Genomic DNA, 19,726 nt, shown 5'->3' with positions numbered 1-19,726 from the left:
CTCCCCTCAATCCGAACAGTAGGCTGGAACAACCAAATCACTCAGGTAGGTTCAACTGCCAGGATATGCCAAACTGATCATTCAGCCATCCAAATTTTTTGCTGAATCCATAATTATCTATAGGCATAAGTGCTGTTCCATGTTCCATCATTTTATTATAAAGGTTGTCGATTTCCTCTTCGGTATCACACGTAAGAAAGATAGAAAACGACGGGGTAAACGTAAACTTATGATCAACATGACTGTCGATACACATGAACTCCTGCCCTTTTAAAGAGAATACAGCTTGCATAACCGTACCTTCTTCACCGGGGCCTTCAGCCCCGTATCGTATAATGCTTTTAATTTCTGAATCCTCAATGAGTGATGTGTAATAATTCATCGCCTCTTCCGCCTTGCCGCCTTGAAACATTAGAAACGGTGTAACCTTTTCCATTATAAATCAATCCTTTCCCATGTTTTCCTAAGTCTATCACATATGAACACTTAGATAATTACGACTTACTTTCGTTTATTTTGGAGACATTATTGGAAAACTCCTCAAAACTCAATTATCCTAAGGCAAACCTCATACTTTGAACATATATACTTTCATTTTTTGTTAGCTCACGTTTTGCTTCCTTTTCAATCCATTCCTGCTCTGTGTCCAAAATATCTAATACATGTTTCTGTTGTGAAAAAGCCTCATAGTACCTTAATCCAAACTTCCTTTGGGAGATAGAATCAATATGAATGCCATCCGGATTAGCTGTTAAGCCTTTTGATGTTACAAAACAGCAATTTTTTTCGTTACAGGCAACTTTGAATAAAATCTTGTTAATTTGAAGGGAAAGAGCAGTGCCCAAATGGGAGACAACGAGCCGAAACGGGAGAGAGCAATGCCCAAATGGGAGAGGACGCGCTTAAAAGGGAGAGAGCATCCCATCTGCTCCTTTATCCTAAGTATTTTTTTAAGCGCCCCGTTTTGCTGGTTATTGCGGAACAAAAACTTATTAAAGCAATCCAAAAAAGACCCTCTATAAAGTTATTTTTTCTTTGGGATAGGAATTAAAGGATATTCCCATTGGTGTGTACACTCTACCAACATATAATACCCGCGTTTTTCATTCGCAACGATACGGGAACATTGTTGTCTGGGAATTGCACCCTTTCCATAATTACCTGTTACTTCAATCCAACTTTCACCTGAACGTTCATCAAAACGTATTGTAAGCCGATTGCCGTTTACCGTAATGGACTTACCATTTTCTTTATTCTTTGCCAATTCCATAAATGCCTCAATATCATTAACAGTTTTTTTGGGGGACTCTGAAGGTTTTAAGTACACATCTTTCATGCCTTGCGAAGTTGGAAAACGAACGACGTTCTTCGTAACCCAAGTTGCTTCATTCAAACCTAAAGTATTTTTCGCATTCATTCCAGCAACGTGTTTTGTCCCGGGAACCATTATTTTAATTGACTGGTCATTTAGATGCTTTCCAATTATACCGAAATTCGTCTCATAAAAATCATAATAATACGTTGTTTCACCTAGTGTAAAGTGGCTATATTCGATGACAATTGATTTCTGATTATAGGAAGAACCGATTTTAGCATAGTTATGGCCCTCCAAAAGAATTATAAAACCATACATCAATAAAAACAGGATACCTGGTACTAAACCAGCGATAATCCATAATGATGATACACGGGAGGAACGAAAGCCGATGAAAGCAAATGCAATAATATTGATTGCTAAGGGGATCAAATAACCTGTTGGCTTCAACAAAAGAATGAAATAATCTGTAAAATGCATAAGTATAAGCAACAAATCCATTGATCCCAATAGAATTAAAACCCATTTTGTTCTAGTCATCCTGCACTCCCCACTGAACAATAATTAAACAGCGATGTTATTTTGTTAAGTTATTCGCTATCGTTTTTCTCTATATACCTTCCAATAAGATCTGTGTCTTCGCTTCGAAATGTATAAGTGAATCCCCAAACTTTTTTGGCTTCGTAATCGTTAATAGCAATATCCAAATCGTGAAAAATTCGGTGATGTTTTAGCTAGGCGAAAAAGACCGGAAGTTGACGGTTATGTCCGACCAGAAGTAGACTAATAGAGTGACCGAGGAAAAAACCTGAAGAAAGGAAAAGGACGTCCCCCATTAACGTGAAACTGCGGGAACAATTTCACTGGAGACGCCCACCAAAAAAACAATATATGGTAAGTATATCAGATTATACGTTGGTTGAGAAGAAGAATGAGCCTGGCGTTTTTTGTTAGGAGTGCGGAAATCAATCACTGTCCTTGTTGTGAAGGTCCTCTAATAGTGGCAGGTAGTCGGCGAAGAGTATGGTATAGACATTCCGGAGATAAAGCGAAACTTATTATACGTCGTCTTTTTTGTGAACGCTGTCATAAAATTCATCACGAACTACCAGATCTTCTAGTCCCCTACAAGCGTTATGGGACAGAAAGCATCGAACAGGTTCTGGATGATCAATTGATAGATGTACCGGCTGATGAATCGACATTGGGGCGCTGGCGTGAATGGTTTCGGAATTGGGGGCCTTATGCTGTGGGTTGTTTCAATTCTATTATCAGGCGCTTTCAATTGGATTTACCTGTGGGGAGCACGTCCGATCCTCCACGGACCGTGCTCCAAAGAATCGGACGCAATGGAGAATCATTCGTTGGATGGCTGGCGAAAGTTGTCCGTCCCATTGTAAATGTTCATTTATGGGTACAGACCCGTTCTGCATTCCTGTCCAAACAGCCTTAAGATAAACTCATGTTAAATAGCTTAAAAAGGAGGCTTTTTGGCATGAGAGATCAAAAGAAAGCACAGGAAATTGCTGCTGAACGGGTACAATTATTGTCCCCATTATTGGCGGATGGGTTGGATGCTGCCAAAGCTAGACAAATCAGACGGCAAATTTGTGAGGTAAGTGGATTGTCTGAACGAACCATTCGAAGATATTTGGCTCAATATCGACAAGCAGGGTTCGAAGGGTTAAAACCAAAAGGAAAAGGCACGCAAACCAAGGAAACCATTCCCTATCATTTATTGGAACAGGCCATCTTACTGCGGCGAGAAGTCCCGACACGCAGTATTGCCCAGATTATTCAAATTTTAGAATGGGAAAAACTTGCTGAGCCTGGTCAATTGAAGCGAAGTACATTACAGGAAAAGCTCGCTGAAAAAGGATATAGCGCTCGGCATATGCGAATGTACAATGATCCTGGTGTAGCTGCGCGGCGTTTCCAACGGAAAGCGCGTAATCAATTATGGCACTCTGACATTAAGTATGGACCGTACCTTCCTATTGGCCCGGGTGGCGAGAAAAAACAAGTTTATTTGGTGGCGTTCCTGGATGACGCTACGCGTTTTGTATTGCACGCCGGGTTTTATCCCACGATGGATCAACGAATTGTGGAACAGGGTTTCCGTGAATCTATCCAGTTATACGGTGTTCCCGAATCCGTTTATTTTGATAACGGGAAACAATATCGCACAAAATGGATGAAGCGAACCTGTTCGAAGTTAGGCATCCGGTTATTATACGCTAAGCCCTACTCACCAGAGTCAACCGGTAAGGTAGAAAGATTCAACCGAGTAGTCGGTCATTTTTTAGATGAGGTTGGACTGGAGAAACCAACAACGCTGGATCAATTAAATGAGCGCCTTCGTGTATGGTTGAGTGAATGCTACCAGCATAAACCACACAGTGCTTTAGGTAAAGATCAAAGTCCGGAAGCAGCTTTTCGTAGTGATGACAATGTCTTACGGTTTGTCGGTACAGAAGAATTGGCGCAAGCATTCTTACACTGTGAAACACGTAAAGTGGATAAATCAGGGTGCATTAGTTTTATGGGAAAAAAATACGAAGTTGGATTATCATTTATCGGCTGTAAGGTCGATGTGGTTTACGATCCTTCGGATATTACGGAAGTAACGGTTGAATACGAAGGGCACGCACCTTGGATAGCCCGTGAATTGGTGATTGGCGAACGTGCTGGGAAACGACCAACGATGCCGGACCATTTTGGAAAACAGTCTGCGGAGCACTCTAGACTGTTAGACGCAGCTTCAGAACAATATGCTTCCCGTACGGACGTTCAGAAGACAGCGGTCTCCTATCGCAGGGTTAAGAAAGAGGGGGCGTCCCATGTTTAATCAGTTTTATGGCTTTACGCGTACCCCTTTTACGCGGGATATTCTGACATCCGCATTATACTATCCGGATATGCTGGATGAAACAATCGGGAGATTGGAATATGCAGCTGAATCCCAATTGTTTGTGGTGGTGACAGGTGATGCTGGGACCGGGAAAACGACGACACTGAGAAGATTTACGAGTGAACTGGATTCCGGTCATTTTAAGGTTTTATATCTAGCCGATTCAAAATTAACACCGCGACATTTTTATAAGGGATTGTTGGAACAGTTGGGATGCGAGTCCAAGTTTTACCGTGGTGACGCTAAACGTCAGTTGCACAATCAAATTGAAATGATGCGTGGTATTCATGGATTATTACCAGTGGTTATTGTAGATGAAGCACATCTTCTGGATCGGGAAATGTTGGAGGAAGTTCGCTTCCTGCTTAATTTTAAAATGGATGCTGAAAGTCCGATGGCGTTAATCCTTGTTGGACAGAGTGAACTTTGGGATCGGCTTCGGCTCCAATCATTTGCGGCTATTCGGCAGCGAATTGACCTGCAATGTAAGCTTCCGCACTATGATCGTGCTCAGGTGGGTGAATATATACGGAAACATTTAATGGAAGTTAGCGCCCAAAGTGACATTTTCACAGATGCCGCCATACATGAAATTTTCCAGTTTTCGAATGGGACGCCAAGACTGGTCAACAAAATTTGTACGCATTGTCTTATTTACGGTGCCCAAAACAAACAAAAGCTTATCGATGATCATATGGTAAAGTTGGTCATAGAAGGTGAACTATCATGACAGAAGGGGTAATGACGTATGAATATGATCGAGACGCCTGGGTGGTTGAAATAAATGGTTATCAATATACACTCTTCTGCGGGGAGTCATTTGAACTCATTGTTGGACAACGTAACATCCCTTCAAGGCTAGAATTGGGAGAAAACTGGTATATAGTTATGGAGGGGAATGTTCCATTCGATCTTCGAATAAGTAACGTATACCATATTTACATCTAAATTTGTAAAACCACGGGAAAAAGGAAAACATCATCCTTCTTCCCCTTCTTTTTACAATCATGGGTCACTAATTCCATCAGAAAGTGGACAGTGTACGCAATCAATAGAAAGGCATTATATACTATCAGTAACACCATAATATGATTTCCTTTTGACCGCCAATCAACTGTATTTCCTCAATAAAATAGGGCGTCTTCTTATTCTAGAAGCGCGCCCGATCGTATAATGGAACTAATTCACTCGTCAGAAACAATATGCCAATGCAGGTGTTTAGAGTCTTGGTATTTCCCTAAGTTTGTAATTACTCTACAGGCTCCATTCTCTGACTCCACTTTATCAGCAACCGATTTCACAACGTCCATCAATTCAAAAAATAATTCCCTATCATTCGGGTCTAGTTTGTTAATGATGGAATATGTTTTTTAGGTATGGCCACAATATGTACCTTGTAAGATGGACGAGTATGATAATATGCTAGTGCATTTTTTGTTTCGTAAACCTTTTCAACTTCAATATTTCCACTTAACACTTCGTCGCAATAAAAATCCTCTGTCAATTTACACCCTCCATAATCTTTTTACATAATCCTTTATTCAATTTAAGTACAATAACCCCTGTTTTTTCTTCAGCAAATGTCCCGGAAAAGAATGCGTTATTCCACGAATGCGCCCAGCAAATCCAGTAAGATGTCAGTTTCTTTTCATTATATATAAACCTATAAAAATTGTTATTACCACCAAAATAATTGAAATTATAGGAACAGACATCCCTCCGTAGCTTACACTGGCTCCCCCTTTCACATAAGCTGCTGAACGCTGAATTGAATTAGAAAGCTGGTCAAATCCAATTGCTATTACAAAAGTAAGAAGGGAAAATCCGATTAAGACTAAACCTGAAGTTCGTTTGCCCATATTACTTCACCTCAACTGAACGTTTAATACTCTTCGGGATTGACATAACGATAATAATATTCATGACATAAATAGGCTGCCAAGGCAGTCGATTGTTGTTCAATTTTTGCGCCCGATCGTATTATGTGAATAAGCCAGTCACTTCTGGTTGACCTATTTTAAATAGGTTTTATGCTTGAAGTAGCCGGGGTAGAACGTGCGCGCCCGTGGGACAATGATCCCGTCCGTTATACTGTTCACCCCCTACTTGTAGAAACATGTTTGAGGCTGGTTGGGACTTGGATCCCGCATAACAAGCGAAGCTATGACACTACAAAATTAGTTAGGGGCACACCGGTGAATCTACCAAAAGGAGTTGTGATTATATATGGACCCTGTCATTGGCCTGGATGTTGCGAAAGGTGAAAGCCAGGTCCAAGCCTTTTTACAAAGGAAAAAAACGTATAAGAAAAGCTTTAAATTCGCACATGATTTACAAGGGCTAGGTATGTTTTATGAATTTTTCCGGGAGGTGAAGCAAGTTTCCGGACAATCTCCAGCTGTTATATTTGAATCGACTGGGCACTATCATGAGCCTGTGCTGCAATATCTTGAAGAGCATGGAATCACCTATTATTTAATCAACCCAATGGTTGCACACAAGGCAAAACAGACAAGCCTGCGCAAAGTGAAGACAGATAAAATGGATGCTTTCCATCTGGGGGAGCTTTACTACAAAGAAGATTTGGAAGCGTTCCAAAAGAAAACGGTAAAAACCCTGAATCTGCGCCAATTAACAAGGCAACATAGTGCTTTAACCGAAAGCTATGTCGGAATCAAACTTCAATTTCAAACAATCTTGGATCAGGTATTCCCAGAATATCATCATGTTTTCAGTAATTTATATGGCAACATTTCATTGAAAACGTTGCTCCAATATTCAACATCTTACGATGTCAAAAACACAACACAAGAGCAATTAGCCACTGATATGTACCAGATTGGGGCGAAACGTTCTTATGCATGGTTTTTGGATAAAGCACAACAATTAAAAGATGCAGCAGAACGCAATCCATTTCAAGAACGTATCTACCATGGTCATCTTATTAGCTTGCGTATGTACATTCAGATGATTTTTCAATACCAAGAGCATCTATCCAAAATGAGAGAAGAGATAGATGCCCTGGCTGCAACCTTTGAGGATTATAAACTGATTCAGTCAATTCCCGGGGTTGGAGGTAAGATTGCCGCCACAATCATCTCCGAAATTGGGGAAATCGATCAGTTTCCTCATCCGAAAAAATTGGCTGCCTACGCAGGCATAGATCCGGAAGTTTTTGAATCAGGCAAGTTTAAAGCCACCATCAATTGTATCACGAAAAGAGGCTCGTCAAGATTACGTCAATCTCTCTATTCAGCAGTGCAATGCGGAATAGCGAAAAATCGTAACACAAAGCTACGAGCTTTTTATGATAGAAAACGCGAAGAAGGTAAACCACATAAAGTAACTGTCATTGCCTGTGCCAATAAACTAATTCATTGGATCCATGCCATGTTAAAACGCAAAGAAGTCTTTGTAGATCAATAATAACGATCAATATTCACAATATTCTGATGCCTTATCGATTTTACGGTAAGGTTATTTTGTATGCCTAATTTTAGTCTAACATGTTTTTTGAACTTTTTTTACCTTTAATTATTGACAGCTATTAGCTGGTATAGCTTAACAAAGTAAATCATGATTTGAAACTTGTTTGGACTTTCAATCCTTGTGGAATTAATTCCAACAACATACCATAAATTTAGCGAGCGTTTTGAAATAATATCTAATCATCAGTTCTTGTTTTTCTAAAACATACATACATGAAAAGTGCAGCGCAGATCAACCAAATCAAGATTACTCCCAGCGGCACCCATGATCCAGTCTCATGCATGTTAATTAATTGTGGAAGTGGAAAAACGTCGATTATTCTCATTACTATACTATCCTCGTCAAACCCTAAATTGCTTAACATTGGCGTAAATCCAAACAAAAACATAACTGGCATCATGTATGCGGATGTAGCTGCAACGGTTTTTGCGAATAATCCAATCCCGATTCCAAGGAATAAAAAGAACAGGAATGATAATACCAGACCAATTAACGGCTTCAATGCCAAAAACGGTTCGATTCCCGCAATCAACAGGGAAAAAACCAGTGAAATAACAGTCATCAAACCCGTTACGAGACTTTTGCCAACAAGTATATCAATGAACGATGCAGGGGATATGACAAGCCCGCGTAATGTTTTCTTTTCATTTTCTTCTGCCATCATAATCAATACAAGTAGAAGTCACAGCTGAAAAGACCGTCCCAACAATCAAATAAAGCACAGCCAAAGGCAGTTCTTCAAGTTCTTTGCCGGAAATAGAAAATATCAATGCGATGATAATTGGCAGAGTGGGCATCGTTGAAAGCATCATATTTTTCATGAAATCCTTTATATCTTTTTCAAAAATTGCCTGTATGCGTTGTGCATGCATTATACCAACTCCTTTCCGGTCACTTTTAAGAAGATCTGTCCAAGCGTCGGATTATCCGTATGCATTGCTTTCACTTGCCCATTTGCAATTAGTTCTCTGATTTGATTGGCATTGCCACGCTCATTATCGATAACCAGCCGATCACCTGCAAATGTTTCCACATGAAAAGCATGTGTCGAGTACTTGTAACGAAGTGCTTCCGGGCTATCCAATTCCTGCAGTTCACCATTGTTCAAAAAGGAAACACGGTCACATAGTAATGTCGCTTCTTCCATATTATGGGTCGTCAGGAAGATCGTCGTCCCTGCTTCATTCAACTTCTGCAGCCCGCGGTGGATTTGTGCCATATTACCCGGATCTAAAGCAGATGTCGGTTCATCCAGAAAAACGAGATCAGGTTTATGCATGAGTGCCTTAGCCAGCAATACGCGCTGTTTCATTCCTTTTGACAACTTTGACACCGTTTTAGAATGTTCATCATGCAAATTAACTTCACGGAGTACCACATCAATATGGTTCAATGGTGCATTATATAATTTACAAAATAATTTCAAGTTATCATAAATAGTCAACCGCTCATATAGTGCACTATTATCAGATAGTATACCGATTTTGGATTTGAAATCGGCCGTCCCAAACTGCTTCGAATCAACTCCAAGAACAGTCACTTTACCGGCTGATTGTACAAGCTCACCGGTTAAAATTTTAATGGTTGTTGTTTTTCCAGATCCGCTTGGTCCAAGCAGCCCAAAAACTTCGCCCTTCTTTACATTGAAACTGACATTTTTGATGGCCATATTTTTGCCAAAAACTTTCTTCATTCCATTTACTTCAATTGTATTTTCCAACTGAAAACCTCCTTCAATGATCTGCTTTCATCGTAATGGAAGATGTCAGTAAATGCAGTAATATCAGAACGGAATGTACCATAAGGAGGGCGAAATGTACTGGTTTAACGGTGAAAAAATTTGTATAAGCCGCATTCCTCTTCTATGCAGGATGAACTGTACCTATTTCAGGCTGAATTTCTCCTGGATATCCTGAATTTTTGTCCGTGACAACGGAATGGTCGACTGCGATTTATTGTCAATCCGAAGTGAGTATGTATTTTTCGACCATGTAATAATCTCACGTACTTTTTGTAAATTCACTATGTAAGAACGGTGACAACGGTAAAATCCGTAAACCTCTAGTTTCTTTTCAATCTCTGCCAGTGTGGAATCCATGGCATAGGCTTCATCATTGATAACAATCATTGCTTTTCCATCCTGACTTTCGATGTAATCAATCTCAGGCGGGTCAAATAAAATCATTTTATCGTCCACTTGTGCGGGGATCTTAAATAAATTTGTGGTCGCTGGTTCACCGGGCCCCTCCACAGCTGCTTGTTCATCCCCATCATCAATTTCAATTTGCTGCATGCCTTTTTCTCGTAGTTTGTACGCTACATCACCCAGCAAAAGTGCATGTTCCATATTAGACACAAGGACAAGTACCGGTATAGTGTTCACTTTTAAATTTTGGAGCATGTCGATGAAGGTATTGATGGTTTTAATATCTACACCATGAATCGGTTCTTGAAATACCATCTGTTGAACGCCGGTCATGAAATATTTGGCAAAGTAAACTCGGCGGACTTCAGGTTCTGAGCATTTATGCAGTGGGGTTTTAGCATAGGTCTGCAATTCAAACAACACGAGAATTTCAGGGATTGGTGTCCTGCAGTCATACCATTTATGGTAAAAGGTGATGTTTTCCTCTACCGTAAGGCGTCTATATAAACCTTCCTGTTGGTCAAAAACCTGAACCTTTTCATTTTTTTGCAGAACATCGACAAGCTCACCCTGCATTTCTGTATCACTGTAAATGGTTGCAGTATATGTATCCTCTATGGTAAGCGAAAATGACGGAAGCGACTCATTGTCAATAATCTCATGATTGATTTTAAAATGTGTCATAAATTTATTTATACTCCTGTTTAGTAAATCGTTATAAACATAAATGTAGTATATCATGTAGTGAATGGAAAGTTAGTTAATATAAAAAATTCCGAGAATTGCCCACCAGAATTTCACAAACACCAACTAATCCCATTAATATGATTTTTTTACCTATATTTAGGTGTGACAGGTTAAAACCATTGGGGGCATTTCCTAAAATAAACATCGCACCGAAACCTAGCAAAGGTAAATATACCTTATGTGACACTCAATTTTTTCTATTTTGATTCCGTAAAAACAAATCATCACTCTTTAAGTCATAAACTCTTAATTTCTACGGATATTATTAAATTACTGCGCCCGATTCCGGAACAATCATTTTTCTGCTATTAGCTGGTATAATTGAACAGTCTATGCTAACTTGTTAACAATAATTTTTCTATACATCCCGTTCAACATTACAGGAACATCTTGTTTTACTTCTAACCCTTCATTGCAATTTTGAATCACCTTATCAAAATTTAATCCAATGTCTGTTCCCAGTAAAGCAATAATTGGTCTGATTAGCCTCTGAACGAACGTTAGGCTTTTATTTTTAGGAACAAATTTATCGAATATAAGAAGTTGCCCATTTCCTTTTAAAACCCGAGTCATTTCTTTAAAACACTGATTAGCATTTGGTACTACCGAGAGGATTAGGCTCCCAACTACATAATCAAATGAATCATCGTCAAATTTCAAGTTCTGTGCATCCATTTGCAAGAAGGTAATGGAAGTTCGAGAAAATTTACTTTTCGCCTCTCTTAGCATATGCGGAGAAAGGTCAACGGCAGTTATTTCAAACTTAGAGCTATCTACATATTCTAAATCTAATCCAGTCCCTACCCCAACAATTAGAACTTTCTTATCCTCTTTTGCTGATAAGTTTTTAAACACTCCTTTCCTGACATTCGGGAAAGGACCTGAATTAAAAAACCTGTCATAAATCGGAGACCAAATTTTATAGATTACTTTATTCCAGGAATTGTTCACTTAAGTTTCTCCTCCACATTCAAATTCGGGATATAACCCCCCCTCTAACAAAGGGAAATTAAGACTTATTTAGTCACTATATTTTGTCTTCATTAAACGTAAGGAATTTAAAATAACAATAAGCGTGGCTCCCATGTCAGCAAATATCGCCAACCATAGGGTCAACCAACCGGGTATAACGAGTAATAAAGCAATAATCTTTAATCCAAGGGCAAGGGTCACATTTTGCTTAATTACATTTAAAGCTTTCCGACTTAAAGATATGGTGTAAGGAAGCTTATCTAAATCATCAGCCATTAAGGCAATATCAGCTGTTTCTAAGGCTGTATCTGTTCCAGCTCCTCCCATAGCCACACCAACCGTTGCCGTTGCTAAGGCAGGAGCATCATTCACGCCATCACCAACCATAGCTACATTCCCATGTTGTTCTCGGAGTGATTTAATGGCATCCAATTTATCTTGGGGCAAGAGTTCAGCTTTCACTTCGCTTATCCCTAATTGTTGACCAATAGCCTTTCCTGTCCCTGCATTATCCCCTGTTAACATCACCGTCTTTTTAATACCTAATTTGTGCAGTTTTTGCAAGATGGACGGACTATCCTTACGAACTTGATCAGCCACGGCTATTAATCCATTTATTTCTTGTTCATTCCCAATCAGCATGACCGTTTTACCCTGTGTTTGTAGGTCTTTAACTTGTTGTTGTATTTTGCTTGAAATAGAACCTATTTCCTGGAATAAAGATGGACTTCCAATATAGTACGTTGTCTGATTGATGGATGCTTTTGCACCTTTGCCTGTAATGGATTGGAAATCTTCAGCTTTATAAGATTCCATATTATCCTGTTCAGCCTTACGAATAATTGCTGAAGCAAGGGGGTGCTGCGAATATTCTTCAATAGCAGCTGCGACTCCTAATAGTTTATCCTGTTCGATTCCTAATATAGGTGCAACATCTGTCACTTCTGGTACGCCTTCAGTGAGGGTTCCCGTCTTATCAAAAGCAACTACTTTTAGTCGTCCGGTTTCTTCTAGGTGAATACCACCTTTGATGAGTACCCCTCTACGTGCAGCATTTCCAATGGCCGTCACGATGGCTACAGGTGTTGAAATAACGAGCGCACATGGACAACCGACAACCAAGACAGCTAAACCTTGGTAAACCCACTCAGACCACAAACCGCCCATAAAAAGTGGAGGTATCACAGCAACAAGAAATGCTATCGTCATAATGGCGGGTGTATAGTATTTGGCAAATTTATCGACAAATTGTTGAGAGGGTGCCCTTTCAGCCTGCGCTTCCTCAACTAAATGAATGATTTGGGATATCGTCGTATCTTCTACATGCTTGGTTACACGAACTTCCAGCACACCTTCTTCATTTAACGTTCCGGCAAACACTTCATCACCAACGCTTTTATGGGCTGGTATGGATTCTCCTGTTATCGCTGATTGATTAATCGACGACTGACCTTTGATGACGTCACCATCCATAGCGATTTTTTCCCCCGGTTTGATAAGCATCACATCATCAATTCGAACATCCTCAACGTCGATTTCCATAACTTGATCGCCACGTCTAATGGTTGCTCTATTAGGGGCAATATCCATTAGAGATCGAATGGACTGGCGTGCTTTATCCATGGAGTAGCCTTCCAGTGCTTCACTCAAAGCAAACAAGAATACAACAACAGCACCTTCCCCCCATTCTCCAATAACAGCAGCACCGATAATGGCAATGGTCATTAAGGTTTTCATATCAAATTGGAATTTGGTTAGGTTCTTTAACCCTACCTTGAATAATTCAAATCCACCAACTAAGATTGCTGTCGCAAACGTACCAATCGTTATGATGTTATCTTCACCTAATTGAAACGATAGGACATATCCAATCACAATAAAGAATAGAGAAACCATCGTCATAACATTTTCACGGTTTTTCCAAAAAGGTTCATTTTTCTCTGTTTGCCGTTGGCGTTCAGGATAAACTTTGATTCCATCAAAGGCCCCTGCCTGTTCCAACTGTTCAATGGATGCATCGCCATGGACTGTTATTTTAGAGGCACCAAAGTTAAGGTCAACATCATCAACAGTTTGAATATCACGTATGTTTTTTTCAAATTTTGCGGCACAATTTGTACAAGATAATCCTTGAAGGCGATAAACGTTTTTATGATCTTCCATTAGAAACACCTTCTTTTGAATGAATCATTGCAATTGACACCAGCTGATGTACATGTTCATCAGCTAGAGAATAAAAGACAAGCTTTCCTTCTTTTCGATACTTAGCTAATTTCATATTTCGTAATAATCGAAGATGATGAGAAGCCGTTGCCGTGGTTGAACCAATGATGTTGGCCACATCACACACACAAAGCTCCGTTTCTAATGTTAGAGCATACGCAATCTTTAAACGTGTCGCATCGGATAGTGCCTTAAAAATCAACTCAACACCCTGAACTTTATCTATTTGAGGTTGTACCCGATTAACAATCTCTTCATCGTAACAAAATGTATCGCACGTATCGGGAGAACCTGTTTTCACAATATCTTTACCCATTCCATTCACCTTCAATCTAATAATTGTTTGATTGTTTGTTTATAGTTTATGTTTTTACAAATTGAATGTCAATAAGAATAATCAAATATCTATTTGATTATAAAAAAAGAGACCTTAAAGAAGATCCCTTTTAGGGTATTTTTGCACGTCCCCTCGAGATGGTGGAATAAGACCAAACTCCTTGAGTGGCTTAATTTTCGGGTAAGTATTTCAAAAGGTGTACTTTTTGAAAGGTGCTGTAAAGCTTGGTTTTTGTGTTTCATAAACACACATAAATCATTTTGAAGCATAGAGAAAAACTTGTATATGTTTTGACAAGGCTTATTTCTTTTTTATTCATCTTTTTCGAGGCGTTGAGCAAAAACACCCTTATGCTTTATCAGCTGGAATAGCGCCCAATCGTATAACGGAAGATCGAAAAAGTAAAAGGAGCTTCATAAATAAATCAAAAAAAATTGATTTATGTCTTGTTAATCAAAAATATTTGATGTATGATGATTATATCAAATATTTTTGATTAGAAGAATGGAGGGTATTTATGCTTCCTGTAACAGTGGATTTACAAAGTACGTTTAAACATTATAAAAAAACATTTAAAGCATTATCTGATGAAAAGAGGCTACACATACTTAATTTACTGGCGAACACACCTGAAGATTCAATTTGTGTTTGCGATTTAATGGAGGAAATTAATTTACCGCAATCAAAACTCTCCTACCATTTAAAAATACTTTTACAAGCAAATCTTATTATTCAAAATAAAAAAGGAACTTGGAGCTATTACTCTTTAAATCATACAGAAATAAATCATGTACTGTCGGAAGAGCTTTGTTGCTTATTTCGTAAAAACTAAATTAATTTTATTTACAGAGAGGGAGATATTTATATGTCAGAATTACCAATTGTCGTTATCGGTGCAGGACCTATAGGACTTGCAGCTGCTGCCCATTTAAATGAATATAATCAACAGTTTCTTGTTTTAGAAAAAGGACCTAAAGTAGCAAGCAACATTCTTGAGTGGGAACACGTACAGTTATTTTCCCCTTGGGAATTTAACATAAATGAGGCTGCCAAAAAGTTATTACAAAAAACGAACTGGATTGAGCCTAAAGCTGATAAATTACCAACTGGCAAGGAACTTGTGGATGAATACTTAGAACCTCTATCAAATCATCCACAATTTAAGGAAAGAATCCTTTATAATGCTGAAGTTATGAATATCACCAAAAAGAACACGGATAAAATGAAATCAAATTCCCGTGAGCAACAACCATTCATTCTTTATGTAAACCTTAATGGAAACATGGAAAAAATAGAAGTAAAAGCTGTCATTGATGCCGCGGGAACTTGGAATCACCCTAACCCTCCATTTGCGGATGGAGTATGGAGTGATGAAGCATTAAAAAATAAATTGTACACACATATCCCAAATATTCACGAAGAGCAAGAAATATTTAAAAACAAGCATGTAGCGGTAATCGGTAGTGGTCACTCTGCCTTAAATACATTGATTGACCTAACTGAATTAAAAAAGAATTTTCCAAACACAGAGATTTCATGGGTTGTACGTAAACAACACGTAGAAGAAGCTTTTGGAGGAGAAACGAATGATGAATTGCAAGCAAGAGGTGAGCTTGGTACACAGGCGCACCAGCTCGTTGATAATGGTCATGTGAGAGTTTTTTCCGGATTCTATACTGAAGTAATCACAGAGCAAAATGGACATTTTGAAATAAAAAGCACAAACGGGGAATTTTTAAGTGAAGTAGATGAAATTGTAGTAAATACAGGAGCTAGACCTGACTTTTCCTTCTTAAATGAAATAAGATTAGATATAGACCCTATAGTGGAAAGTACACGCGAACTTGCTCCACTTATTGATCCTAACCTTCATAGCTGTGGAACGGTTCGTCCACATGGTGAAAAAGAGTTGCGTCAACCTGAGCAAGGATTCTATATAGTTGGAGTAAAAAGTTACGGTCGTGCGCCGACATTTTTAATGGCAACAGGTTATGAACAAGTTCGTTCAATTGTTTCATACCTTTCAGGAGATGAGGAAGAAGCTAGAAAAGTAAAATTAAAATTACCTGAAACGGGAGTTTGTAAAGTTGACTCCACTCCAATACCATTGGAAATAAACGGTTTAAATGCAACAAGTAGCTGTTGTAACTAATAAATGAAAAAAGGATAATGTTGATGATCATTAATCGTGGTGGAGACTTACACAAAGAGTATTTTGTTTCCTATATGAATTTAATTATGAATGCCATGGAATGCTCTGTCGAAAAAGCAAAAGACGTTACGTTTCAGCGATTATTCAAAAATAATCCAAAAAAATTAGGAGTAACAAGCTATCAGGAGTTTCTGCTAGCTTACGAAGAATTACAGAAAACATAACAATACCATTATTTTTACTAACTAAACAATCCCGACACCGTTATAAGACGGAGTCGGGATTGACTTAATCACCTAGGATTTGAAAAGCAAAAATTACTTATTATTTAAGCTTTGATAATTCTTATTTCCACGCTTTTCAAGTAATTATACTGCATCTCATTGTTGAATGAAATGCGTATTTTAACAGCATTGATCCATTCCTAATAGTACAAATCTTGGGCCTTCCGGAGTCTCATCATTGTCCAGTGTCAATTCCTCTACAGAATCTTTAATATCTTTTTCAAGAGCTACTTGAACCCCATTAATATCTTGAATAACATCCGTATCTTTTGGTTCTTCTAACGATAATCCTACCTGCGGTCCACAGCATCCGGCTCCATTTGAATAAAAACGTATGCCTTTTGCTCCTTGTTCTTGGAAAATTATTTCTAATTTTTGTTTTGCTCCATCTGTAATATTCAATTTAATTCCTCCTCTAAATTTTTATTAATAAACTGACCTAGATTCTTAGTTAGTTCATTATCAATTCTTTTAGCTTGCTATAACCTATTTTCTCTTCACTAATCCATGGAATAATAGCTGCGTTTTGTGCTAACTCATCTCTCACTTTTTCAATCCATTTTCTTTCGGTTTTAGATCTGCCGGCTAGGATAAGGTCCTGTGTTTCTGTTGCGTGTAAACTTTGATTAATCACCCACCACTCAGGCCTAATATCAGCCCTTATTAGGTCACTCTGCAGCCTTTCAGCTTCGAGAACCGGAGTTGTTTCAGCCAATGTCACAATAACTACACTCGTTTCTATAGGATTTCGAAGTCGTGGCAGTAATGCTTTTACATTTTCCCGAACTTCTCCCGTCGAACGTGTCAGTTCCTTATGATATTCTTCTGCAGAATCGAGAAGTAATAATGTGTGTCCTGTAGGTGCAGTATCAATGACGACAATTTCATCATTGCACTTAGCAACCTGCTCAGCAAAAGCTCGAAAGACAGCAATTTCTTCTGTACAAGGGGAGTCAAGATCTTCTTTAAGATAAGCAATTCCCGCTTCATCCAGACTTTCGCTTGCTTTTGACAAGACCTCTTTTTTATAGGCTGCCACTTCGTCTTTGGGCTGAATCGAGCTAATCGATAATTTCTCATTATCAATAGGATTAGAAAACATATAGTCTAAATGTGCTGCAGGATCCGTCGTCGTTAAATGAACTTTGTGTCCCTTCTCGACCAATCCAACGGCAATGGAGGAGGCGACGGTCGTTTTACCAACCCCTCCTTTTCCCATGGTGAAAATCACCCTCGTATTATTTTCCGAAAAACCTTCAATCAAAGTGCTTAGCTTCGGTAACTCTATTCTTTCATCATGCGAGGTTGGTTCTTCCGTTGCGGGTAAGGCATATTGTTTGAATAAATAACGAAGGTTCTCAAGCCCTGTAAGTGAATAAGAAACTAACGGCAATGAATAAACGGCCATTTGTTTGAGTTCTTTTGGAAAGTCTTTCAAAGCCTCCTGTTGTCGCTGGTAAAAAGCCGATGAGACTTTATCGTTGGAAAGATGCATTTGCAATAAGCCATTAACAATGAGCATTTGGTTCTTTATACCAATATCCTTTAATTCTTTTGCAGAACGATTGGCTTCATACAGTGCCGAAGATTCGGGTCTTGTGATTAAAAGTAATGTTGTTTTTTCCTGATCGGAAAGTGATGATACCGTTTGTTCATACAGTTCTTTTTTTTCCTGTAAGCCTGATAGTGGCCCTAAACAGGAGGCACCATGGGTGCTTTCATCCAAAAAGTCGTTCCAGGCGGTTGGAAGTTTTAACAGCCTTAATGTGTGTCCTGTTGGTGCCGTATCGAATATCACATGATCATATCGGTTACTTATGGCTGGGTCTGAAATGATACTCGAAAATTCATCAAAAGCAGCCATTTCCACTGTACATGCACCAGATAATTGCTCTTCCATACTTTTAATAGCTACATCCGGCAATTTTCCACGATAAGGACCAACAACTTTTTCCCGATACAATTCAGCTGCTTCCTCTGGGTCAATGTTTGCTGCATCCAAATTGATTATGTTAGAAACAGACTTTGGTGTATTAGTTAGTTCAACTTCTAATACATCTTGTAAATTAGAGGCAGGGTCTGTACTAACAATCAGCACTTTCTTCCCCTCATCGGCTAAATGGATCGCTGTTGCACATGCTGTCGATGTCTTGCCGACTCCTCCTTTTCCCGTAAAAAACAGGAACTGGGTTTTCACAAAAGACTTTGGATCAAACGATGGATACATATATTCCCACACCTTTATTTCAATTCATTTATTTGGATCGTGACACGATTGTTTTTAGGTCGATCATTTAATTCTTCTGTACTGATGTCAAACCACTCGGACAGTTCATCATTACTTGGATACGTAGATTCAAGAACAATTTTTCCATTTAATAAAGTAACTGGAAGTGCATCTGGACCCTTTTCTTCAAGAAAATCTGTTACGGCTTTATTTTCAGTAAATTTGTCAGGCTCATTGGCTAAATTGTATCGTTCTATATCAAAACCTCTTTTTTGAAGAGAAAATACAGCACTCGCGACACGGGTTAATTTCGGATCTACACTTGGTCCACAAACACCCGTAGAACAGCACATTGCTGGATCAAAAATTTCTAATTTACTCATGATTACCCCTCCATAACAATATAACTATACACTTATATAATTATTTTAATGATAGTCAGGGGTAACAAAATTCCCCTGACTAATTGTTAGTTACCAGTTTCTGCAAAGTGCTTAATTCTTTCACCAATTTCATCGCGTACACGTTGAAATTCCCATTTTTCTTGGTCGGTACCTTCTGCCTTTGCGGGATCATCAAACCCCCAATGTTCTCGCTTTACATGAGGTGGTGTCATTGGACATTTGTCTGCTGCATCCCCACAAAGTGTAACAGCCATAGCCGCATTATTTAAAACTTCCGGATCGATCATTTCTGATTTTTGATCTGAGATATCGATACCAACTTCATTCATAGCTTTGACTGCATTCGGGTTTACACCATGTGCTTCAATCCCCGCACTTTTCACGTCCCATTCGTTACCTAAATATTTTTTCGCCCATCCTTCTGCTATTTGGCTCCTGCAAGAGTTTCCAGTACATAAAAAGTAAATCGTTTTTTTAGACATGTGATTTATTCTCCTTTTCGTTTCTACTTATATCATA

Annotated in this window: 23 protein-coding genes and 1 pseudogene; 8 read left to right on the top strand and 16 right to left on the bottom strand. The window is 38.8% G+C overall.

The genetic code is table 11. The features are described from left to right. Positions 1-37 precede the first annotated feature (37 nt). The 3 genes from B1K71_RS05795 to B1K71_RS05785 all read right to left on the bottom strand — a co-directional run bounded on the left by B1K71_RS05795 (position 38) and on the right by B1K71_RS05785 (position 1,855). A complete protein-coding gene (locus B1K71_RS05795) occupies positions 38-436 on the bottom strand; it encodes a VOC family protein (RefSeq protein ID WP_077325038.1) in 399 nt (132 codons plus the stop codon). Between the two features lie 115 nt (positions 437-551). Continuing rightward, complete coding sequence (locus tag B1K71_RS05790; protein WP_245799178.1) at positions 552-845, bottom strand: sialate O-acetylesterase; 294 nt, start codon at positions 843-845, stop codon at positions 552-554. Positions 846-1,024: 179 nt separating this feature from the next. Next, the gene (locus tag B1K71_RS05785) at positions 1,025-1,855 is read right to left on the bottom strand and encodes a hypothetical protein (protein WP_175631843.1); all 831 of its coding nucleotides are present in this window, start codon (positions 1,853-1,855) and stop codon (positions 1,025-1,027) included. Between the two features lie 391 nt (positions 1,856-2,246). Between B1K71_RS05785 and B1K71_RS05780 the strand changes: the two genes are divergently transcribed. From B1K71_RS05780 to B1K71_RS05765, 4 genes are read left to right on the top strand one after another with little or no spacing between them, the layout of a single operon-like run. Next, positions 2,247-2,768: a DUF6431 domain-containing protein gene (locus B1K71_RS05780; RefSeq protein ID WP_281250313.1), complete on the top strand. Its 522-nt coding sequence runs from the start codon at positions 2,247-2,249 to the stop codon at positions 2,766-2,768. Between the two features lie 42 nt (positions 2,769-2,810). Continuing rightward, the gene (locus B1K71_RS05775; RefSeq protein ID WP_077325037.1) at positions 2,811-4,163 is read left to right on the top strand and encodes a DDE-type integrase/transposase/recombinase; all 1,353 of its coding nucleotides are present in this window, start codon (positions 2,811-2,813) and stop codon (positions 4,161-4,163) included. After that, positions 4,156-4,956 carry an ExeA family protein gene (locus tag B1K71_RS05770; protein ID WP_077325036.1) on the top strand — a complete coding sequence of 267 codons (801 nt, stop codon included), beginning with the start codon at positions 4,156-4,158 and terminating at the stop codon, positions 4,954-4,956. Before B1K71_RS05775 ends, B1K71_RS05770 begins: the two co-directional genes overlap by 8 nt. Further along, positions 4,953-5,174, top strand: coding sequence for a DUF5348 domain-containing protein (locus tag B1K71_RS05765; protein ID WP_077325035.1), 222 nt, complete (start codon positions 4,953-4,955; stop codon positions 5,172-5,174). The genes B1K71_RS05770 and B1K71_RS05765 overlap by 4 nt, the downstream gene beginning before the upstream one ends. Positions 5,175-5,410: 236 nt before the next feature. Here the strand turns inward: B1K71_RS05765 and B1K71_RS05760 are convergent. Further along, a pseudogene (locus B1K71_RS05760) lies at positions 5,411-5,730 on the bottom strand (HIT family protein). Positions 5,731-5,863: 133 nt separating this feature from the next. Continuing rightward, on the bottom strand, positions 5,864-6,085 hold the full coding sequence (locus B1K71_RS05755; protein WP_077325034.1) for a hypothetical protein: 222 nt from the start codon (positions 6,083-6,085) through the stop codon (positions 5,864-5,866). A gap of 367 nt (positions 6,086-6,452) precedes the next feature. Between B1K71_RS05755 and B1K71_RS05750 the strand changes: the two genes are divergently transcribed. Then, positions 6,453-7,652: an IS110 family transposase gene (locus tag B1K71_RS05750; RefSeq protein WP_077325033.1), complete on the top strand. Its 1,200-nt coding sequence runs from the start codon at positions 6,453-6,455 to the stop codon at positions 7,650-7,652. 238 nt (positions 7,653-7,890) lie between these two features. On the opposite strand, the gene B1K71_RS05745 is transcribed toward B1K71_RS05750, so the two are convergent. From B1K71_RS05745 to B1K71_RS05720, 7 genes are all read right to left on the bottom strand, one after another. Then, on the bottom strand, positions 7,891-8,376 hold the full coding sequence (locus tag B1K71_RS05745) for an ABC transporter permease (protein WP_245799177.1): 486 nt from the start codon (positions 8,374-8,376) through the stop codon (positions 7,891-7,893). Then, positions 8,360-8,587 (bottom strand): hypothetical protein, encoded by a 228-nt coding sequence (locus tag B1K71_RS20120; protein WP_245799175.1) that lies wholly within the window; start codon positions 8,585-8,587, stop codon positions 8,360-8,362. Before B1K71_RS20120 ends, B1K71_RS05745 begins: the two co-directional genes overlap by 17 nt. Continuing rightward, positions 8,587-9,435 (bottom strand): ABC transporter ATP-binding protein, encoded by an 849-nt coding sequence (locus B1K71_RS05740; protein ID WP_077325032.1) that lies wholly within the window; start codon positions 9,433-9,435, stop codon positions 8,587-8,589. Before B1K71_RS05740 ends, B1K71_RS20120 begins: the two co-directional genes overlap by 1 nt. Before the next feature lie 162 nt (positions 9,436-9,597). Then, complete coding sequence (locus B1K71_RS05735) at positions 9,598-10,545, bottom strand: response regulator transcription factor (protein WP_077325031.1); 948 nt, start codon at positions 10,543-10,545, stop codon at positions 9,598-9,600. Between the two features lie 393 nt (positions 10,546-10,938). Beyond that, positions 10,939-11,559 carry a class I SAM-dependent methyltransferase gene (locus B1K71_RS05730; protein WP_077325030.1) on the bottom strand — a complete coding sequence of 207 codons (621 nt, stop codon included), beginning with the start codon at positions 11,557-11,559 and terminating at the stop codon, positions 10,939-10,941. Positions 11,560-11,628: 69 nt separating this feature from the next. After that, positions 11,629-13,743: a heavy metal translocating P-type ATPase gene (locus tag B1K71_RS05725; RefSeq protein WP_077325029.1), complete on the bottom strand. Its 2,115-nt coding sequence runs from the start codon at positions 13,741-13,743 to the stop codon at positions 11,629-11,631. Continuing rightward, complete coding sequence (locus B1K71_RS05720; RefSeq protein ID WP_077325028.1) at positions 13,730-14,119, bottom strand: ArsR/SmtB family transcription factor; 390 nt, start codon at positions 14,117-14,119, stop codon at positions 13,730-13,732. The genes B1K71_RS05725 and B1K71_RS05720 overlap by 14 nt, the downstream gene beginning before the upstream one ends. Before the next feature lie 538 nt (positions 14,120-14,657). Between B1K71_RS05720 and B1K71_RS05715 the strand changes: the two genes are divergently transcribed. The 3 genes from B1K71_RS05715 to B1K71_RS05705 are packed head-to-tail and all read left to right on the top strand — an operon-like array spanning position 14,658 to position 16,516. Next, positions 14,658-14,972 carry an ArsR/SmtB family transcription factor gene (locus B1K71_RS05715; RefSeq protein ID WP_077325027.1) on the top strand — a complete coding sequence of 105 codons (315 nt, stop codon included), beginning with the start codon at positions 14,658-14,660 and terminating at the stop codon, positions 14,970-14,972. Positions 14,973-15,005: 33 nt separating this feature from the next. Then, a complete protein-coding gene (locus tag B1K71_RS05710) occupies positions 15,006-16,292 on the top strand; it encodes an NAD(P)-binding domain-containing protein (RefSeq protein ID WP_077325026.1) in 1,287 nt (428 codons plus the stop codon). 23 nt (positions 16,293-16,315) lie between these two features. Continuing rightward, positions 16,316-16,516 (top strand): hypothetical protein, encoded by a 201-nt coding sequence (locus tag B1K71_RS05705; RefSeq protein ID WP_077325025.1) that lies wholly within the window; start codon positions 16,316-16,318, stop codon positions 16,514-16,516. Positions 16,517-16,696: 180 nt separating this feature from the next. On the opposite strand, the gene B1K71_RS05700 is transcribed toward B1K71_RS05705, so the two are convergent. The 4 genes from B1K71_RS05700 to arsC form a co-directional block, all read right to left on the bottom strand. Then, a complete protein-coding gene (locus B1K71_RS05700) occupies positions 16,697-16,978 on the bottom strand; it encodes an adhesin (RefSeq protein WP_077325024.1) in 282 nt (93 codons plus the stop codon). A gap of 49 nt (positions 16,979-17,027) precedes the next feature. Continuing rightward, positions 17,028-18,803, bottom strand: coding sequence for an arsenical pump-driving ATPase (arsA, locus tag B1K71_RS05695; protein ID WP_077325023.1), 1,776 nt, complete (start codon positions 18,801-18,803; stop codon positions 17,028-17,030). Positions 18,804-18,817: 14 nt separating this feature from the next. After that, on the bottom strand, positions 18,818-19,186 hold the full coding sequence (gene arsD / locus B1K71_RS05690; RefSeq protein WP_077325022.1) for an arsenite efflux transporter metallochaperone ArsD: 369 nt from the start codon (positions 19,184-19,186) through the stop codon (positions 18,818-18,820). An 86-nt stretch (positions 19,187-19,272) separates the two neighbouring features. After that, on the bottom strand, positions 19,273-19,689 hold the full coding sequence (arsC, locus tag B1K71_RS05685) for an arsenate reductase (thioredoxin) (RefSeq protein WP_077325021.1): 417 nt from the start codon (positions 19,687-19,689) through the stop codon (positions 19,273-19,275). Positions 19,690-19,726: the final 37 nt, after the last annotated feature.

The organism is Virgibacillus siamensis, assembly GCF_900162695.1.
Classification (GTDB): Bacteria; Bacillota; Bacilli; order Bacillales; family Amphibacillaceae; genus Lentibacillus; species Lentibacillus siamensis_A.
Note: the sequence above shows the minus strand (reverse complement) of the source record. Positions and strands in the feature narration are given on the sequence as shown.

Excerpts from the sequence above, each read along its gene's own strand:
- B1K71_RS20120 (WP_245799175.1), bottom strand. The coding sequence starts at position 8,587 with ATGCATGCACAACGCATACAGGCAATTTTTGAAAAAGATATAAAGGAT.
- B1K71_RS05780 (WP_281250313.1), top strand. The coding sequence starts at position 2,247 with ATGAGCCTGGCGTTTTTTGTTAGGAGTGCGGAAATCAATCACTGTCCT.
- B1K71_RS05795 (WP_077325038.1), bottom strand. The coding sequence starts at position 436 with ATGGAAAAGGTTACACCGTTTCTAATGTTTCAAGGCGGCAAGGCGGAA.
- B1K71_RS05735 (WP_077325031.1), bottom strand. The coding sequence starts at position 10,545 with ATGACACATTTTAAAATCAATCATGAGATTATTGACAATGAGTCGCTT.
- B1K71_RS05705 (WP_077325025.1), top strand. The coding sequence starts at position 16,316 with ATGATCATTAATCGTGGTGGAGACTTACACAAAGAGTATTTTGTTTCC.
- B1K71_RS05750 (WP_077325033.1), top strand. The coding sequence starts at position 6,453 with ATGGACCCTGTCATTGGCCTGGATGTTGCGAAAGGTGAAAGCCAGGTC.
- arsD (WP_077325022.1), bottom strand. The coding sequence starts at position 19,186 with ATGAGTAAATTAGAAATTTTTGATCCAGCAATGTGCTGTTCTACGGGT.
- B1K71_RS05725 (WP_077325029.1), bottom strand. The coding sequence starts at position 13,743 with ATGGAAGATCATAAAAACGTTTATCGCCTTCAAGGATTATCTTGTACA.
- B1K71_RS05785 (WP_175631843.1), bottom strand. The coding sequence starts at position 1,855 with ATGACTAGAACAAAATGGGTTTTAATTCTATTGGGATCAATGGATTTG.
- B1K71_RS05755 (WP_077325034.1), bottom strand. The coding sequence starts at position 6,085 with ATGGGCAAACGAACTTCAGGTTTAGTCTTAATCGGATTTTCCCTTCTT.
- arsA (WP_077325023.1), bottom strand. The coding sequence starts at position 18,803 with ATGTATCCATCGTTTGATCCAAAGTCTTTTGTGAAAACCCAGTTCCTG.
- B1K71_RS05720 (WP_077325028.1), bottom strand. The coding sequence starts at position 14,119 with ATGGGTAAAGATATTGTGAAAACAGGTTCTCCCGATACGTGCGATACA.
- B1K71_RS05715 (WP_077325027.1), top strand. The coding sequence starts at position 14,658 with ATGCTTCCTGTAACAGTGGATTTACAAAGTACGTTTAAACATTATAAA.
- arsC (WP_077325021.1), bottom strand. The coding sequence starts at position 19,689 with ATGTCTAAAAAAACGATTTACTTTTTATGTACTGGAAACTCTTGCAGG.
- B1K71_RS05745 (WP_245799177.1), bottom strand. The coding sequence starts at position 8,376 with ATGGCAGAAGAAAATGAAAAGAAAACATTACGCGGGCTTGTCATATCC.
- B1K71_RS05775 (WP_077325037.1), top strand. The coding sequence starts at position 2,811 with ATGAGAGATCAAAAGAAAGCACAGGAAATTGCTGCTGAACGGGTACAA.
- B1K71_RS05770 (WP_077325036.1), top strand. The coding sequence starts at position 4,156 with ATGTTTAATCAGTTTTATGGCTTTACGCGTACCCCTTTTACGCGGGAT.
- B1K71_RS05710 (WP_077325026.1), top strand. The coding sequence starts at position 15,006 with ATGTCAGAATTACCAATTGTCGTTATCGGTGCAGGACCTATAGGACTT.
- B1K71_RS05765 (WP_077325035.1), top strand. The coding sequence starts at position 4,953 with ATGACAGAAGGGGTAATGACGTATGAATATGATCGAGACGCCTGGGTG.